Genomic DNA, 16143 nt, shown 5'->3' with positions numbered 1-16143 from the left:
ATGGCGATAAACTTCTCGGCGTTCTGTGGGCTTTTCTCCCCGATAACCACGCCCTGTGTGTAGAGCACGTGATCGAAGTCCTCGCGCGGGTGCACCACGCCGTCGTGGATGTGCAGAGTCGGGAAGAAGAGGGAGCGGCCCATACGGTTATCGAACTCAAAGGCCATCGGGTGCACACTGGCGCCGTTTTTTGCCGCCGCCTTGAGCTGAAAGACCGCAAAGCCGTAGCGCCGGTAGCTGGGCACCTGATCCCAGGTCTCCATGGGCAGGACAAAGCGTGGATCGAGCCGGGCAAAATCGGCGATCGTCGGCACAAAGCTCGCCACAAAGTCCCCCACTTCGGCAACGGGCAGAGGCTCAGGCAGCGCCGACGTTGGAACGGGGAGATTGCCTGCCCCAAAGCCACCACGGCTTGCTTTTGGAGCCGGGAAGCCTTTCTTGAGATCGTCGAAGAAGCTAGCGTACTCTTTGAGATTGACAAAGCGCACCGCATCGGGCTTGCCTTGCACTACGGGAATCGGCAAGATCATCGCGACAGGCTTTGGCGCCTTCCAGTTCATCTGATAGACCACAAACTGGCTTCCCTTGCCCGTCAGTCGCGCAAAAATCCGCGTATTGGTCACGCTCTCCACCGCACCAGAAAAACAACACATAAGATAAGTCCTCCAGTGCGTTGGACTCACCATGAGGCGGGAGGCTTCACTTCTTGCCGTAGAGGGCTTCGGGGTCGGTGAGGACGGGCGCGATCTCGACCCACTCGCCACTTTCACCCCTTTCACCACTTTCTTGGGCTTCGCGGTAGTAGCAGGACTCATGGCCGGTATGGCAGGTGGGACCGATAGGCTCTGCGAGGATGAGTAGCGAGTTATTCTCACAGTTGACGCGCACGGAGCGCACTTGCAGAAACATCCCGCTGGTCTCGCCCTTGAGCCAGAACTTCTGGCGGGAGCGGCTCCAGAAACACACCTTGCCCTCGCTCACGGTGCGCAGGAGCGAGTCGCGGTTCATAAAGCCCAGCATCAGGACGGTCTGGTTGTTCACATCTTGGACAATCGCCGGGATCAGCCCGTTTTCGTCGAACTTGAGGGTGTCAATGGGAAAGCTCATGCGTTTTTCTTACGTTCCGGGAGGTTGCGGGGCTGGCGGCGTGCGACCAGCCAGAGTGCTTCGTCGTAGCCATCGCCAAAGTCGACGCGGGTGATGTCGCGGCAGGAGAATTTCTGAATCTCTCCCCACTCTGCCCCACGTGAGACCGCCTGAAAGTGTACCTTCTTTTTACCAAAGCCCACCACACGCCCAATGTGAAACGAGCTGCTGTTTTTCTCTTGAAACACTTCTAGTAGGGGAAAGTGCGCCCCCACCGATGAGAGCAGGCCAGGGATGTCAAGAAGTAGTAAGTCTGGCTGAGGCTTGGGACGCTCCCTGAGCAGCTTGAGCGCAACGGGAGCGAAGGTCTCGTCTTCCACACACTCCTCGATATCTTTGATGCGAATGGCCGTGTAGCCGTTGAGCCGCATCGTGCCCGCGTTCAGCACATGGAGCAGCACTAGGGTCTCCGAGGCTCCCACCACAAAACCACGCCAAGGCCGCGTGTCACAGCCACGCCGGAGCCAGATCAGGCTCTCAGTGGTATAGGCCAGCTCTAGCGAACGAATGATCTCACTGCGTTTCATGATACGAACCTCCTACTCTCTTTATCGCACACAGACTAGGGCAAATTAAAACACGCCGCCTGATTGCCACCCATCCACCGCGCGGCAATAGAAATCGCCTGCTTCTCGGTGAGGAGCGCTTCGTCCACTTCGGCTTGCAGCGCCCGTGTCAGCCACGTTCGCGCCTGGAACGCGTAGCTCACGCTGGCATTGGGCCAGAACGAGTCGCCGCCAAAGGCAAAGAGCTTGTTGGCCGGAACCGCATGAACCGCGTGGCGGACAAAATCACGCGTGGCGTACGGGTCAATACTCCAGGCCCAGCACAAATCCAGGAAAACATTGGGAAAGTGCTTGGCCAGTGCAATCTGCTCATGGCCGTAGGGGTAGCTGGTATGCATCAGGACAAATCGCGCCTTTGGGTAGGCCCGCAGAAGCCCCGTCAGCAACCCCGAGGGGACGCGCTCAATCGGCATGTAGCTGTGGCCTGCGTAGTAGCCCGTGTGGATTTTTACGGGAAGCTCGTGGCGAGTCGCCTCCTCGATACACCGCGCAAACATCCAGTCGCCCAGCGCGAGTTTTTCTGCCTCTGTTGGTTCGGGCTTGCCCAAAAGCGGCGCAATCTCGCTGTCGGTACGCTCCTGCCAGAGTAGAGTCCGGTTGTAAGCGTGCTGGCTCTTGATCGCGATCGCCTTGGGTGCCCACTGCGCGAAGCCCTTTCCGATATGCTCCCGAACAGCCTCAGGAGTGGTGCAACACTCGGGGATATTACCCTGTACTAGCCCGACCACGCTGATATCGTACTGGAAGAACCCATCGGCGCTGGGCTCGCACTCCCAGCGAAAATCATCTATCTGAACATAGGAAAGATTGGCAACATCTCTCAGAAGCCGCAGTCGCTCGCCGGGTTTGCGAAAGCCTTCGGTAATCTTCTGCGCCGCCTCCAGCGCTTCGGGGACAAGCTCCTCCAGCCCATAGACCCGCTTTGCCGTCAGCCGCACCGCCTCGCCGTAGCCCGTGTGCTGGATCGCCTCCCAGGCATCACGAACGCCTAAGAAGCGCCCTGGCAGATCGGGGTCATTGAGATCAATCAGGCGTTTGAGTGCTTCTGGACTTGCGCCCGCGACGGCAAGATCGGCCCGCGTGTAGTGGTCGAAGAGATCCTCTAAAACATCGGGGCCACCGGCGAGAAACTTTTCCTCGGGGTAGAGATGCTCGTGCGTATCCGCCAGCGTCGTCGTGGCTATAAAAGCAGCTAGATCAGTCATGGGATTTTCCTCGTTTCAACCGGCGAAAAAGATATTTTACAGCTTTCGAACAGCGACGCCATTTTCGGCGAGATAGTCCTTGAGCTGCCCGACGGTGTACTCGCCGTAGTGGAGCATGGAGGCCAGTAAGACCGCGTCGGCGCGGCCTTCGGTGACGGCTTCGACGAGGTGCTGCGGGGTTCCGGCTCCGCCTGAGGCGATGATGGGAATGGAGACGAGCTCAGAGACGGCGCGGGTGAGGGGAAGGTCGTAGCCCGTCTTCATGCCATCGGCGTCCATTGAGGTGAGTAATATCTCGCCCGCACCGAGCTTTGCGACTTTTTCGGCCCACTCTAGCGCGTCTATGCCGGTCGGGGTGCGCCCACCGTGGGAGTGCACCTCCCAGCCGGACTTCGTGTTGCCGGTCTTTTTCGGGTCAATGGCAACCACGATGCACTGGCTCCCGAAGCGCTCGCTGGCTTCTCGGATCAAGTCAGGGTTCTTGAGCGCGGCAGAGTTGATCGAGACCTTATCGGCCCCCGTGGCGACCATGCGCCGTACATCCTCCACACACGTAATCCCACCCCCGACCGTGAAGGGGATAAAGACCTGCTCGGCGACGCGGCTGGCCAGCTCAAAAATTAAGCTACGCTTGTCCGACGAGGCCGTAATATCCAAAAACACCAGCTCGTCAGCTCCTTGGGCATCGTAGCGTGCAGCCAGCTCCACCGGGTCACCCGCATCGCGCAGGCCTAAGAAGTTCACGCCTTTTACAACGCGGCCCTCTTTAATATCAAGACAGGGAATGATCCGGCGGGTAAGCATGACTTTTATTCTATCGCGCACCAATTCATACTTTACTAATCTTTCCATGTGAGACTGTTTTTGAGATGCTCGTCCCCGCATAGATGGCAATAAGAGCGTTGCAACCTTTTTAAGGAGACTCAAAATCAGATGAAGAGAAACTTACTGCAAATCACGATCCTGGCACTTGTTGTCTGGGACTTGACCGCTCGTCCCGCCCATGCCTATCTCGATCCGGGAATCGGAAGCCATGCATTTCAAGTCGCGCTGGCAGGCTTATTTGGCGGACTGTTTGCTCTAAAAGCCTTGGCTCAGGGGCTTTTGTTGCGACTACGAGCCTGGCGGCGAAAGTAACGGATGCGGCGGCGACTCTGGCGAGGCACCACTCTCGTCTTTGGACCGCTCTGTGCACTGCTCTACCCGGTATTGGGGACGTGGAGTCAAAATGGGACAGAGCTTGCGGGCAACAGCCTCCTGCGACCTTTACTGGTAGGACTACTCCTGACACTGGGTCTTGGGGGCTTTTTCTGGGTCACGACAAGGCGCAATCCAGAGCGAGCCGCTACTTTAACCGCTACGATTCTTCTCCTCTTCTTTAGCCATGATCTTGTGCTTGCCTGGGTTGCCCCTGAAGTTCGGGACTTTCTCAAGTTACTTTTCCCCCATCAAACACCCGCTATCGAAGCCCCTTGGGTGGACATTAGCCTCTTGTTGACTCTCTCTCTGGTAGTGCTTGGTGTCTTTTATCGGGTTCGTGATGCTGCAAAACTCTTGACGCGCGCGACGTTTTTCAGCGGTGTCTTACTAGGCTCGCTCGTGCCCAGCCTGGTTCGACTGGCGAAAGTTCCTCGCGCTTCCCTCCCCACAGCAAGCAGCTCCATGACCGCCATGCCGACGCAGCCCCTTCCCTCTAGCACACTCCCTGACCTCATCTGTATCGTTCTAGATGGCTACGGTCGTCAGGACGTGCTCCAGAGGCTCTATGGTCTCGATAATGCGCCTTTTTTACAGGAGCTAGAGAAGCGCGGCTTCTTTATCGCCCGAAAGAGCCGTGCTAACTATATCCAGACTCCCCTAGCGCTCTCGTCGGCCTTTAACCTTGACTATATCACCCCTCCTGCAAGATCTTATGAACATGACACGTTTTTCAGCCAGGAGTCGCTTGATAAAAATCGGATTCGCGCTCTTTTGAAGCCAAAAGGATTCTTGTTTATCTCTGTCCCAACCGGCGTTGTCCAGACCCAAACTCCCACCGCGGATCGTCTTTTTGAGCAAGTCACACCGCGCGGCTTTCGCCTGACGGACACAGAGCGAATGCTACTTTTACGCACGCCACTGGGCTTCTTACTCCGGTTTGAGCGCACCGCCTTCGACGATCACCGGAGCCGCTTGCTCAGTGCACTAGACACCAACCTGCCTGCCGCTGCCGCGCTCGCGCAGCCGAAGTTCATCTTCGCCCATATCCTGGCTCCCCATCCGCCGTTTGTCTTTGGCCCAAAAGGCGAGCCCCGCTACCCAGCCAGCGAGAGTTTTACCATCGGCGATGCCACTGACTATACGCACCGTGGGCCAGAGAAAAACTACCGCCAAGGCTACGCCGACCAGCTCGTCTATCTCAATCAAAAAGTCTTGGAGGCTCTGGATACGATCCAGAAAAACGCCACGCGCCCCACAGTGATTGTTCTGATGGGCGACCACGGACCGCGCATGAAGACCGACTGGCAGTCGCTGGCCAACACCGATATTAACGAAGTATTCTATAACCTGATGGCTGTTGCCACGCCCGACGGGAAAGCCAAGGAGCTACTGGGCGAGTCGGTGACCCCCATCAATATTTTTCGTCTTGTGCTCACGCGCTACTTCGGTCAAAATCTTCCCCGCCTGTCCGATCAGAGCTACTACTCCACCCTCGAAAAACCCTATGCCTTCACCGGTGTCACGCCACAACTAGGAAATTAGCCCCTGGGTGGTGAAAAAGAAGGCATGCACCAAGAAACACTTCGCATCCCTGCCTTTACCGCCTATGAGGAAAATGGGGCTCTGGTCTGGTACGGCGAGCTCACGCATGCGGGGCCCCTCACGCTCGATTTGGAGGGCAGACAAGGCGAGCTATTTGTCGAAAAAGTGCCCGCAGGGGGCATCCTCAAGCCAGGTGGTGCCCGCAAGCGCCTTGTCGAAAAGAAAGAAACCATCACCGTCACGCCCGGCTACTGGCGCTTCGCACTGAAGGCTCCCGGGAAAGCGGAGGCGCTCCTGCTCTCCGGGCCTGCCAGTAAAGAGGCACATTTTAATCTTAAAGAGCGCAAGAACGCGGCATCGGTGCATCTGAGCTACGCGCTGGACAAAGAAATCAAGGCCGAGTGGTTCTACAACGAAGTGACGGTTCGTACGACGCCGCTTTACTCGTACTACATGGCCTGCGGGTTTGCACGGGGCTACTTTGGCATCCAGGTGAATAGTCCCACAGAGCGCCGGATTATCTTCTCGATCTGGGACAGTGGCAACGAGGGGATAGACCGCAGCAAAGTCGCCGATGAAGACCAAGTCAAGCTCTTAGCCAAAGGCGAGGGGGTAGTCGCGAGTGGCTTTGGCAACGAAGGCACGGGCGGGCACAGCCATCTCGTCTATCCCTGGCAAAAAGACACGACCTACAAATTTCTCGTTCATGCCGAGCCCGTCCCTATGGGCAGCGGCCAGCAGACCATCTACTCCGGCTACTTCTGGTTCCCTGAGAAAAAGAGCTGGGGCCTGATCGCCCGCTTCCGTGCGCCCAAAGACGGCAACTATCTCCGTGGCCTCTACTCCTTCAACGAGAACTTCGGCGGCGACAATGGGCAGCTACTACGCCTGGCAGAGTTTGGCCCAAGCTGGATCCGCACAAATAACAATAAATGGCAAGAGCTAGAGTCGGCAAGCTTTAGTTGTGATGCCACAGGACGAGCAAAAGATAGATTAGACTTTGCAGCGGGTGTTGCAAAGAGTGGTCGCTGGTATCTCTCCAATGGCGGCTTTGTCAAAAACGGGATCGCCTATAAAGATCCGCTTCCCCCGCGCAAGCTGCACGGCAAGCCCCCTGAGCCACTCCCTAAAGAGCGCTAGGTTATGGGCTCTAGCCGCGTAGGATACGCCGCGTCAGAGCGAGGGAGATACTGCCGAGCACCAGCGCTCCCAGGCTCCCCACTCCTGGCTGCGAGGAGACATGCAGAGTCGTGAGAGTTGATGTCGCTGTCTGTTTGGCGAGGGCACGCTGCGCCCCCAGTACTACCTGGGCACTAAATGCCCCCAGAAGTCCCACGGTCGAGAGCGCCATTACTGAAGCAACAACTTTGTCTTTTTGGCTCAAATAGTTCACGGTTGAGCCATCGTACTTTAATTTTTACTATAAAGCATTATTTCCCACAAAAACCAGCATATCTACGGATAAGGATCTATTTCCCTAGGGCTTTCCCAGTATTTTCATCTGGGTTGCTAGCGTGAAAGGCTTACCTGGCTCTAGCTCATAGGTCAGCTCCGCATAGATAGCAGCGAAGCCCGTTTCTGGAGCCTGGTAGCGGCCTGTAGCTTGCTTTCCCATGACCGAGATCTCTTCTGACGTCCACTTGGCGTCCCGAAAATCGGTGGTTGCGGCCGTGCAACGGAAGATTCGGGCAGACTTCAGTGCGACATCGCTCTGGACAATCAGTTCCGCCGTGCGACTACTGCCCCCTCTGTTCCATTTCCAGCGCGGCTCGGGCCACTTTTTCTTTGCCGCCAGCGTTCGTGCAAAGGCAGAGAGCGTGGTAAGCAAGCGCCCTCGGTCTTCCATTCCATGGCCAGAGTTAGGTAAGTAGAGCACCCACTTGGGACCTTTCAGATCGTCCCAGTAGAGATTCAGCGCATCTTGCGACCAGTATCTATCGTTAGTGCCCAGTAAGATTAACTTGGGAAGCGTGAGCTGGTTTCGGTAGGAGTAGGGGTCTTCTAGTCGCATCAGCTCTTTGCCGCGCGGAGCGAGCAGGAGCTTATCAAAGCCCACAGCGGTGTAGTCGCCGACTTGCTCGCTGGGCTTACCGAGCATCTCCAGCTGGTGCCCAATCTGCTTCTCGACATTGAGAATATCAATGACCATCGGGGCGATCCCGACCACGCGCGGATCGCCACTTGCGCCCACCAGCCAGGTCGTCCAGCCGCGCTTGCTCGCCCCGGTGATCAGAAAGCGCTTGAGCTCCGGGCGAAAGCTCTGGAGCGCGTCCATGGCTTTGATCACCGCCTTGGCCATCGGAAAGTGCAGTGGCCAGGTGTCATCGCCGGTTTCTAAGAATTTCTGCCAGGTATAGACAATTAATGCATCTTCAGTAAGCCCACCGTAGAGCGGCTGCTTAGGGATATGATACAGAATCGCAAAGACATTTCCTGTGTTGGTTGCCGCAAACATCCCGATAAGCTCTTCAGCGCTACTACCTCCACCGCCCGTATTCAGAAGTGTACAAAAATCTGGCGAGGTGATCTTATCGGGCACAAAGAGCTGGAGCCGGTGCTCCCAGATATGCTCGTGCCAGGTCTGGGAGACGAGCCAGAGCTCATGGAGCACTCCGCCTGCGATCTTTTTTTCACTACGCTTTTCCCACTTATACACAGGTTCAGGACGGGCAATATAGCCCTTTAGACCGCCCTCGGCCATGGCGACTGACGGCAGTGTGCCCGTAAGAGTAGCGCCGGTAATACTTGAAAGAAAACATCGTCGGTTCATGGGTATTATGATACCCTGATAATCGGAATGAACGATCTTGATCCCTGCGTATTTGTTCTCTTCGGCGCTACGGGCGACCTAACCCGCCGCAAACTGACCCCTGCTCTCTATGCACTTCACTGCGAGGGACTGCTTCCTGAAGACTTTGTCATCCTCGCCTACGCCCGACGTGATAAAGACGATGCGATTTTCCGAGACGATCTCAAAGCATCTATGGCGGAGTTTGCTCCGAAAGTTCCTCTGGATAAGTGGGACTCCTTTGCCGAGCACTGCTTCTATGTTCGTGGTGAGTTTGACTCCGCTGAGGGTTTTACTGCCTTACATGATAAACTACAAACACTTGACATTGAGCACAATGTCAAACATAACTGGCTTTTCTATCTGGCAATTCCCCCAGAGCAGTACGAAGGAGTGGTGGGGCATCTAGGAGCCTCGGGGCTCTCGCGCAAAGGGATGACCGACCATGGCTGGGCACGGGTGATCGTCGAGAAGCCTTTTGGGTACGATTTAGAGACCAGTCGACACCTGAACGAGGCACTCCTGGGACACTTTACCGAAGATCAGGTCTACCGGATTGACCACTATCTCGGCAAAGAGACGGTTCAGAATATTCTCTTCTTCCGGTTCGCCAATGAGATCTTTGAGCCACTCTGGAACCATAAGTACGTGGATCATGTGCAGATCACCGTGGCGGAAAAAATTGGCGTAGAGGGGCGTGGCAACTTCTTCGACGCGACTGGGATGACGCGCGATGTGCTGCAAAACCACGCGCTCCAGATTCTTTCTCTCGTGGCGATGGAGGCTCCCGTGCGCCTCGATGCCAACGCAGTGCGCGATGAGAAAGTGAAAGCCATTCGGGGAATTCGGCCCATTCCCCGCGAGGAAGTCCACTACATGACGGTTCGTGGGCAGTACGATAGCTACCGCCACGAAGAGGGCGTTCCTCCGGGATCGGACACGGAGACCTTTGTGGCCATGAAACTACACATGGACAACTGGCGCTGGGCGGGGACACCCTTTTATGTTCGCTGCGCCAAGGCGATGCCCAAGCGCATGACCGAGGTGGCGGTGCAGTTTAAGACGATCCCCCAAGTGCTCTTTGCCCGAACCAACCGTGATGAAGTACATTCCAATGTCCTGGTGCTGCGCATCCAGCCCGATGAAGGGATTTTCCTTCAGATGGGAGCCAAGAAACCCGGCCCAGACATGGCACTCCATCCCGTCAACCTAGGATTTCTCTATCGGGATGAGTTCAAAGACATTCCTATCGCCGATGCCTATGAACGCCTGATCCTAGACACGATTCGTGGGGATGCAAGCCTCTTTGCCCGTGGTGATGAAGTCGAGGCTGCCTGGAAGCTACTGACTCCCGTGATGGAGGCGTGGAAAGAGCGTCCTCATGACGTTCAGCCCTACTTTTCTAACACCTGGGGGCCTGAGAAGGCAAGCACGCTGCTAGATCCCGGCCAGAGCTGGAGAGAGCCCTAGTGCGTCCGGAGATGGTCTGCCTGCTGGCGTTTCTGTTTGGGGCAATTCCCTTTGGTTTAGTGATTGGCAAGCTCAAGGGAGTGGACCTTAGAACGAAGGGCTCTGGCAATATCGGGGCGTCCAATGCGATGCGGGAGCTAGGCAAGCCACTAGGGGCGCTGGTCTTTATTTTGGACACGCTCAAGGGCTGGATCCCCGTTTTCGCCGCGCAGAGGCTAGGATTCTCGCCGGAGTGGCTGGTCGGGGTAGGACTCGCGGGGGTCTTTGGGCATATCTACTCGCCGTTTGTGCGCTTTAAAGGCGGCAAGGGGGTCGCGACAACTTTGGGGGTACTGCTAGGCCTCGACGGGCGCGTGGCCTTGATCGCCTTCGGGATTTTCATTGTGGTCGTCGCCGTCACGGACTATATCTCAGTGGGCTCTATCGCTGCCGCTGTGGCTCAGGCTACGCTCTTTTGGGTCTTTGGCGACCCACTGCCCATGAAGCTCTTTGGAGCCGTTGTGGGACTGTTTGTGATCATTCGCCACCGGAGCAACATCCAGCGCCTGCGAAAAGGCGAAGAGAATCGGCTACGAAAGAAAGCTACGCCGCCCGCTTAACCAGGGCATCGTGGTCGTAGACCGTGATGTGATAGGTGGTATCCACAGCGATAAAGCCTTTTTGCTTAAAATAGCCCATCGCCTTGTTCACTGACTCACGCGATGCTCCGACAAGGCTCGCCATGTCGTTCTGGGTGAGTCTCAGCTCAATCCGACGACCCGCACCATTTTCCACATCCACACCGTGGGTTTTGGACAGGTGCAAGAGCTGGCTGGCGATGCGGCCATAGACATCCTGGCTGGAGAGCGAGCGAATCCAGCTCGTGGCGCGGCGTAGGCGGCCTGCAAGCTGCTTGAGAAGCTCGACGGCAATTCCAGGGACGGCATGGAGACAGGCATGGAAGTCTTCGGCAGGGAGTGCCAGAACTTCGGTGGGCTCTAGCGCGACGACATCAGCGGAGCGCTCCTCCCCATCCAGAACGGAGAACTCTCCAAAGAAGTCGCCCGGACGATAGATCGCAATAATAGTCTCGTCCTCAGAGTCTAGATAGACACACTTTGCTTTCCCCGATGTTAGGATAAACAGTGCATCTCCCGGTGTGCCTCGCCGGACAATCACATCACGCTCTGCATAGCTCCGGCGCTTCAGGTACTTTGCCACGTACTCCAGCTGCTCTTCCGTGAGCCCCGAGAAAAGAGGGATGGCCCCTAGTGCCTTCGATAGAATCATGTCTCTGTTATACCTGAGCCTGAGTCAACGTCGCAAGAATGCTCTGAAACACGCAGGCCCCATCTGCGGAGCCAAGCCCCGCTCGGATCGCACGCTCAGGGTGGGGCATCATCCCCATCACATTGCGCCTCGGCCCCCCCAGCACCCCCGCAATGTCGTCCTGAGAGCCATTGGGATTGCCACCTGTGTAGCGAAAAAGAATCCGATCTTCGTCCACAAGCTGGGCATGCGTCTCTGGGGCACAGATATAGCGCCCTTCGCCGTGGGCAATGGGAATCGAGAGAGTCGCAGCTTTCTCACAGGTGCTCGTGAACGCAGAGTTGGTTGTCTCGACTCTGAGGTCTACGTGCTTGCAGACAAACTTCAGGCCCTCGTTGCGTGCCAGCGCTCCTGGAAGCAGGCCCGCCTCACAGAGAATCTGAAAGCCGTTGCAGATTCCCATCACCAAGCCGCCCCCTGCCGCAAACTTCGCCACCTCGTCCATGATCGGGGCAAACCGCGCAATGGCTCCGGCTCGCAGTGCATCCCCGTAGGAAAAGCCTCCGGGCACAATGACGATATCCACGTTCTGGAGCTCGGTACTCTGGTGCCAGAGGAGCTTCGCTTCCCCACAGCCCAGCTCTTTCCAGGCATTGGCGGCATCCCGATCGCAGTTAGAGCCAGGAAAGACAATCACCCCTGCCGTAAAACCGCTCACTCCGCCACTCCATTAGCGTCCACTTCGATGTGATACGACTCCATCACGGGGTTGGCAAGAAGCTTCTCGCACATCGCCTTAGCCTCTTCGGGGTTTGCGGTTTCAAGCTCAATCACTTTCCCGACACGGACATTTTTGACATCGGTGTAGCCTAGGCTATGCAGCGCTTCCTGGATAGTGCGCCCCTGAGCGTCCAAGAGAGCAGGCTTGAGCGTAACGGTGACAGTGACTTTAGACAAGAGAGATTCCTTTCGGGAGTTTCGGATAGGGGAGATGGATTCTGGTGGGTGTGGACGATCTCCAGTATGCCATGTCTTCTTTCTTCCGTCAAGGCTTGGAAAGGCGCTTCGCTTTCCGCCAAGCGTCTCTTTCTTAGTTTCTACTATCTCTTTTTTTTATTACTCTTAGTAGTAGTAGTAGGTGAAAGCCCTAGCCTGTGGATAACTCGTAAAATCACTCAAACACTTTGTAAGGCAAAGTTAAATTATTACCAAAAAAAGGCAAACTAAATACAAACAAAAGAAAGCCTCAAGCTCTGAGTGTACCAAAATTTTAGGCAAACAAAGTTATCCACAGGCCTGTGGATAACTCGATTTTGCCTGTGGATAACTGCCGAGTTATCCACAGGCAGCCCAAAGTTATCCACAGGTTATCCACAGGCAAACGCTTAGAGAACAGAAGTTATCCACAGGCAAGCCCGAGTTATCCACAGGTTATCCACAAGTTATCCACAGGTTATCCACAGGCCTGTGGATAACTATTTTTTTAAGATCGGTATAAATTAAGCCGTTCTTTAGAGGATTTTATTTGAGACAAATTTGAGACACTTCAAGGCAATGAAGTACTAAGACATGCGAAGTGGAGACGTGCAGAAATGAACCGAGCGCAAGAGCGCTGGTTCGTGCTAAGGGAGAGGGCTTACGGAGCTACGGGATCGGTTGAGGGGTTAGATTCCTGGCGAATCTGGTTGCTAAGCTCACTGAGAAGCTCACGGAGCGTGTCGTCGCCGGTGAGCTGGTCGCGGAGGCTGGTGCAGGCGTGCATGACCGTGGTGTGGTCGCGGCCCCCGAAGAACTGGCCGATCCCTGGCAGGCTGGTCTCGGTGAGCTCACGCATGAGTAGCATCGCCACTTGCCGGGCACGGGCGGTCTCTTTATCGCGCTTCTTGCCCTTGAGTGCCTCAGGATCCAGGCCGTAGCGCCGCGCGACGACAGCTTGGATAATATCGGCGGTAATACGGCCTCGGGGTGCGCCGGAGATGGCTTGTGCGGCCTCCAGAAGCCCCACAGGGCCATTGGGGTCGGCAGGAAGGCTCCCAAGCCCCGCCGACGCAAAATACCGCGCTAGGATGTCCGAGGCTAGCTCTTCCGTGACGGGGGAGTTGACCAGCGACGCATAGGCGACCAGCTTGACAAGGGCACCCTCTAGCGTTCGGATATTGCTCTGCACGAGGCGCGCCATGTACATCAGCACATCATCGGGGATGCGCATGCGCTCCACCTCGGCTTTTTTCTGCAAGATGGCCAGGCGCGTCTCCAGATCCGGCGGCGCGATATCGGCGATCAGGCCGGACTCAAAGCGCGAGCGCAGGCGCTCGTCCATCATCTTTAGCTCACGCGGGCTCCGGTCCGACGAGATCACGATCTGCTTGCCGGTCTGGTAGAGCGCGTTAAACGTGTGGAAAAACTCTTCGTTGGTCTTATCCTTGCCCGCAATGAACTGAATGTCATCAAGCAGGAAGACATCAATGTTGCGCCAGCGCCGACGGAACTCTTCCATCTTGTTCTCGCGGCTGGCTTTAACAAAGGCGGTAGTGAAAGCCTCACCCGAGACATAGCAGACATGCTCCGGGCCACGCTGCGCCACGACGTGGTGGCCGATGGCGTGCATCAGGTGTGTCTTGCCGATTCCGGGAGGGCCGTAGAGAAACAGCGGGTTGTAGACCTCGCCAGGTGCCTGCGCGACGGCATGGGCACCACCCTCTGCCAAGCGATTGCTGCGCCCGGTCACGAAGGCATCAAAAGTGTAGCGTGGATTGAGCGGGGGGGCATCGGGGTGAGACGCTGTCGAGCCCGAAGAGCTTGAGCCACTGACAGATTGGGGGCGCGCGACAGCCACGGTGTTCTGCCTGGCTTTCGGGGGCGCGAGCGGAATGCGAGGCGAGGGGACAACCACGATCTCGGCTTCAAGGGTGAGGGGCTCCCCTTGAGGCTCTGGCAGTGCGGCTACCAGGGCCTCGTCGGGTGCGGAGACCTGCTCGATGCGACTCAGCGCGTCGGTCGGAGCGAGGAAATGACCGTTGGTCGGTGCCTCGAACAGGCTTGGTGTAATCGCCTTTGGTTGCCCTGGCTGCTCGGCAGAGGTGCGGCTCTGATCTTGCAGCAAGGCAAACTGAAGTCTAACTTCCCGGTCCAGAACTTCTTCGAGAAGCCCTTGGATAAGCGGGGTATGTCGCTTCTCTACCCACTCTCTCGTAAACGCCGAAGGAACGCCCAGTGTGATATCGCAGAGAATCCGTCCCTCATTCATCCGTTCGCTGAGAGAGAGCGGCTTCAAGGTTCGAATATGCGTCTCAAACGTGGGCTTGTTCACCCGTGTGGCGAGCAGGCGCAGCGTGCGATCCCAGGCACGCCTTAGGACGATGGGTATGTCCTCGTCCTCAAATTGTAGTTGCTCACTCACGACCGTCTTGTGCTCCCCGTCCCGATACCACCAGACAAAATCCAGCGGGGAGACAGGGGGGATTCTAGCCCACATACAGGCGCTCTGCAAGGCAGCTGAAACCGTCGTTTGCTGTGTTTAGCCAGCGTCAGAAGTGTTAAATTCGAGCGAATAGAGGCAATAGAATTTTTTGCTTGCAATACCTATCAAACCTGTACACATTGGCAGAGGAGAGGGTATCCTGGTCTTGTTGAGTGTCGGGTAAACAATTGTTTAATTTAATATCTAATGATAGCTAATAGTAATAAAAAAGAATTAAATAGACAGTATTTTGTCTGGGGGATGGTTCTTATCTCCGTTGGCTTTTCGTTTGCTTGTTCGCGCATGGCAAACTCGAATGGTCGGAGTGCGGTGGCTCTGAATCTCTTAATATTTATTTCGTGTGTATTTTACATATTTAAAACCCGCGATAAGGCACTCGCTTGTTTGCTTTTTTCCGCGATGATGTTTGGAGTCGTGGAGCTGCTGGCGGACTTTTTGTGTGTTCGTAGCACCCGGACACTGGACTATTCTATGGCTCACTCGGCCTTGCTTTTGGAGTCGCCGTGGTGGATGCCGCTTTCGTGGGCGCTGGTCGCGCTTCAAGTGGGAACTCTGGGAAATCGGGCCATTGAGCGCTTTGGTTTCATCCGTGGCGCACTACTGACCGGGGTGTTGGGAGCGTCTCTGATTCCGTTTTACGAGGAGATGGCCTGGGGGGCGCACTGGTGGCGCTACAAGAACTGCCTGATGCTGGGGCACACGCCGGTCTATATCATTGTCGCGGAGTTTGTGATCGGGGCGGGCCTGGCGCTCTGGGGGCACTTTACTCTCCGCACCGAGTGCTACCGCCGCGCCGCCCAGCTCGGGGCTATGGCAGGGCTGGTGACGGTGATCGGTGGTTTGGTTGGCTGGGGGCTGGTGGAGTTTATAGGGCGCGGGGCGAGGCCGGTGTGGCCCCCCTAACCCCCGCCGGGCGGGGGAAATTAAAGGTAGGTGTTGATCTCGTCGGGGTTGATGCGGCGCGGTAGAACGAGGACTCTGACCTGGTAGGTGAAGGTCTCGCCGTTTTTGAGGACGATCGGCTCGTGGAAAAGCGGCGCGGGGCCGAAGAAGTTGTAGTCGGTCTTGGCGGCGCCATAGAAGGGCTCGGGGTAGCGCATGTTCTCGGGCGAGGGCAGAAAGACCACGGCGCAGTCCTTGCCGTCGGGTGTGGTGCCTTCAATGCCGCCCCACTTGTAGCGCTCGCCCGTGCAGCGCGTCGTGACCGTGCCATCATCGAAGACCAGACGCGGGTTCTCTAGGTCGTTTTTGAGGCGCACGAAGAGGCCACCGTACCCGCCCCAGGTGGTAAAAGGCGTCCGGTCAAGCGTCACGTCTTGCGGGTCGTCGCCGCCTAGAGTAAACCGCCATTTTAGGAGCGTAGCGCCGTCTTCAAGAAAGCCACAGCGCCAGTCTCTGTGCTCACCGATCCGTTCTTCTCCTCGGTCTTCCCAGGAGACATGGCTATAGGTTTGGATAAATCTGTCTGCTCGGAGAATCGCGTGGGGGACGTGAAGG

The 16143-nt window shown here is 56.6% G+C and carries 18 protein-coding genes; 6 read left to right on the top strand and 12 right to left on the bottom strand.

Annotated features, from left to right (window positions below):
• From AC1XOS_RS09940 to hisF, 5 genes are all read right to left on the bottom strand, one after another.
• The coding region (locus AC1XOS_RS09940; protein WP_481962065.1) for a hypothetical protein at positions 1-623 on the bottom strand (623 nt) is incomplete at its 3' end.
• 76 nt (positions 624-699) lie between these two features.
• The gene (hisI, locus tag AC1XOS_RS09935) at positions 700-1107 is read right to left on the bottom strand and encodes a phosphoribosyl-AMP cyclohydrolase (protein ID WP_481962064.1); all 408 of its coding nucleotides are present in this window, start codon (positions 1105-1107) and stop codon (positions 700-702) included.
• Complete coding sequence (locus tag AC1XOS_RS09930) at positions 1104-1673, bottom strand: hypothetical protein (protein ID WP_481962063.1); 570 nt, start codon at positions 1671-1673, stop codon at positions 1104-1106. The genes hisI and AC1XOS_RS09930 overlap by 4 nt, the downstream gene beginning before the upstream one ends.
• Before the next feature lie 35 nt (positions 1674-1708).
• Entirely contained in the window at positions 1709-2917 is a 1209-nt protein-coding gene (locus AC1XOS_RS09925; protein WP_481962062.1) for an amidohydrolase family protein, read from the bottom strand.
• Between the two features lie 36 nt (positions 2918-2953).
• Positions 2954-3721, bottom strand: coding sequence for an imidazole glycerol phosphate synthase subunit HisF (gene hisF / locus AC1XOS_RS09920; protein WP_481962061.1), 768 nt, complete (start codon positions 3719-3721; stop codon positions 2954-2956).
• Positions 3722-3850: 129 nt separating this feature from the next.
• On the opposite strand from hisF, the gene AC1XOS_RS09915 reads away from it, so the two are divergent.
• From AC1XOS_RS09915 to AC1XOS_RS09905, 3 genes are read left to right on the top strand one after another with little or no spacing between them, the layout of a single operon-like run.
• Entirely contained in the window at positions 3851-4054 is a 204-nt protein-coding gene (locus tag AC1XOS_RS09915) for a hypothetical protein (RefSeq protein WP_481962060.1), read from the top strand.
• 3 nt (positions 4055-4057) lie between these two features.
• Positions 4058-5659, top strand: a complete 1602-nt coding sequence (locus AC1XOS_RS09910; RefSeq protein WP_481962059.1) for a sulfatase-like hydrolase/transferase — start codon at positions 4058-4060, stop codon at positions 5657-5659.
• 24 nt (positions 5660-5683) lie between these two features.
• A complete protein-coding gene (locus AC1XOS_RS09905; protein ID WP_481962058.1) occupies positions 5684-6799 on the top strand; it encodes a DUF3472 domain-containing protein in 1116 nt (371 codons plus the stop codon).
• A 10-nt stretch (positions 6800-6809) separates the two neighbouring features.
• Here AC1XOS_RS09905 and AC1XOS_RS09900 read toward each other — a convergent pair whose 3' ends face one another.
• The gene (locus tag AC1XOS_RS09900; RefSeq protein ID WP_481962057.1) at positions 6810-7052 is read right to left on the bottom strand and encodes a hypothetical protein; all 243 of its coding nucleotides are present in this window, start codon (positions 7050-7052) and stop codon (positions 6810-6812) included.
• Positions 7053-7136: 84 nt separating this feature from the next.
• The gene (locus AC1XOS_RS09895; RefSeq protein ID WP_481962056.1) at positions 7137-8429 is read right to left on the bottom strand and encodes a PhoPQ-activated pathogenicity-related family protein; all 1293 of its coding nucleotides are present in this window, start codon (positions 8427-8429) and stop codon (positions 7137-7139) included.
• Between the two features lie 27 nt (positions 8430-8456).
• On the opposite strand from AC1XOS_RS09895, the gene zwf reads away from it, so the two are divergent.
• Together zwf and plsY are read left to right on the top strand one after the other, a co-directional pair.
• A complete protein-coding gene (gene zwf / locus AC1XOS_RS09890; protein ID WP_481962055.1) occupies positions 8457-9917 on the top strand; it encodes a glucose-6-phosphate dehydrogenase in 1461 nt (486 codons plus the stop codon).
• An 11-nt stretch (positions 9918-9928) separates the two neighbouring features.
• Positions 9929-10516: a glycerol-3-phosphate 1-O-acyltransferase PlsY gene (plsY, locus tag AC1XOS_RS09885; RefSeq protein WP_481962066.1), complete on the top strand. Its 588-nt coding sequence runs from the start codon at positions 9929-9931 to the stop codon at positions 10514-10516.
• Here the strand turns inward: plsY and AC1XOS_RS09880 are convergent.
• The 4 genes from AC1XOS_RS09880 to dnaA form a co-directional block, all read right to left on the bottom strand.
• On the bottom strand, positions 10500-11186 hold the full coding sequence (locus AC1XOS_RS09880) for a Crp/Fnr family transcriptional regulator (protein WP_481962054.1): 687 nt from the start codon (positions 11184-11186) through the stop codon (positions 10500-10502). The genes plsY and AC1XOS_RS09880 overlap by 17 nt on opposite strands.
• 7 nt (positions 11187-11193) lie before the next feature.
• Positions 11194-11883, bottom strand: coding sequence for a phosphoribosylformylglycinamidine synthase subunit PurQ (purQ, locus tag AC1XOS_RS09875; protein ID WP_481962053.1), 690 nt, complete (start codon positions 11881-11883; stop codon positions 11194-11196).
• Positions 11880-12122, bottom strand: a complete 243-nt coding sequence (gene purS, locus AC1XOS_RS09870; protein WP_481962052.1) for a phosphoribosylformylglycinamidine synthase subunit PurS — start codon at positions 12120-12122, stop codon at positions 11880-11882. The genes purQ and purS overlap by 4 nt, the downstream gene beginning before the upstream one ends.
• Positions 12123-12801: 679 nt before the next feature.
• The gene (gene dnaA, locus AC1XOS_RS09865; protein WP_481962051.1) at positions 12802-14565 is read right to left on the bottom strand and encodes a chromosomal replication initiator protein DnaA; all 1764 of its coding nucleotides are present in this window, start codon (positions 14563-14565) and stop codon (positions 12802-12804) included.
• 465 nt (positions 14566-15030) lie between these two features.
• Between dnaA and AC1XOS_RS09860 the strand changes: the two genes are divergently transcribed.
• Entirely contained in the window at positions 15031-15549 is a 519-nt protein-coding gene (locus AC1XOS_RS09860; RefSeq protein ID WP_481962050.1) for a DUF6989 domain-containing protein, read from the top strand.
• 20 nt (positions 15550-15569) lie between these two features.
• On the opposite strand, the gene AC1XOS_RS09855 is transcribed toward AC1XOS_RS09860, so the two are convergent.
• Positions 15570-16143: DUF6807 family protein (locus AC1XOS_RS09855; RefSeq protein ID WP_481962049.1), on the bottom strand; the 574-nt coding region annotated here is incomplete at its 5' end.

It is taken from the genome of Armatimonas sp. (assembly GCF_964826245.1).
The sequence above is the reverse complement of the archived record's forward strand: the minus strand, read 5'-3'. Positions and strand labels throughout refer to the sequence as shown.

Excerpts from the sequence above, each read along its gene's own strand:
- hisI (WP_481962064.1), bottom strand. The coding sequence starts at position 1,107 with ATGAGCTTTCCCATTGACACCCTCAAGTTCGACGAAAACGGGCTGATC.
- AC1XOS_RS09930 (WP_481962063.1), bottom strand. The coding sequence starts at position 1,673 with ATGAAACGCAGTGAGATCATTCGTTCGCTAGAGCTGGCCTATACCACT.
- AC1XOS_RS09925 (WP_481962062.1), bottom strand. The coding sequence starts at position 2,917 with ATGACTGATCTAGCTGCTTTTATAGCCACGACGACGCTGGCGGATACG.
- hisF (WP_481962061.1), bottom strand. The coding sequence starts at position 3,721 with ATGCTTACCCGCCGGATCATTCCCTGTCTTGATATTAAAGAGGGCCGC.
- AC1XOS_RS09915 (WP_481962060.1), top strand. The coding sequence starts at position 3,851 with ATGAAGAGAAACTTACTGCAAATCACGATCCTGGCACTTGTTGTCTGG.
- AC1XOS_RS09910 (WP_481962059.1), top strand. The coding sequence starts at position 4,058 with ATGCGGCGGCGACTCTGGCGAGGCACCACTCTCGTCTTTGGACCGCTC.
- AC1XOS_RS09905 (WP_481962058.1), top strand. The coding sequence starts at position 5,684 with ATGCACCAAGAAACACTTCGCATCCCTGCCTTTACCGCCTATGAGGAA.
- AC1XOS_RS09895 (WP_481962056.1), bottom strand. The coding sequence starts at position 8,429 with ATGAACCGACGATGTTTTCTTTCAAGTATTACCGGCGCTACTCTTACG.
- zwf (WP_481962055.1), top strand. The coding sequence starts at position 8,457 with ATGAACGATCTTGATCCCTGCGTATTTGTTCTCTTCGGCGCTACGGGC.
- plsY (WP_481962066.1), top strand. The coding sequence starts at position 9,929 with ATGGTCTGCCTGCTGGCGTTTCTGTTTGGGGCAATTCCCTTTGGTTTA.
- AC1XOS_RS09880 (WP_481962054.1), bottom strand. The coding sequence starts at position 11,186 with ATGATTCTATCGAAGGCACTAGGGGCCATCCCTCTTTTCTCGGGGCTC.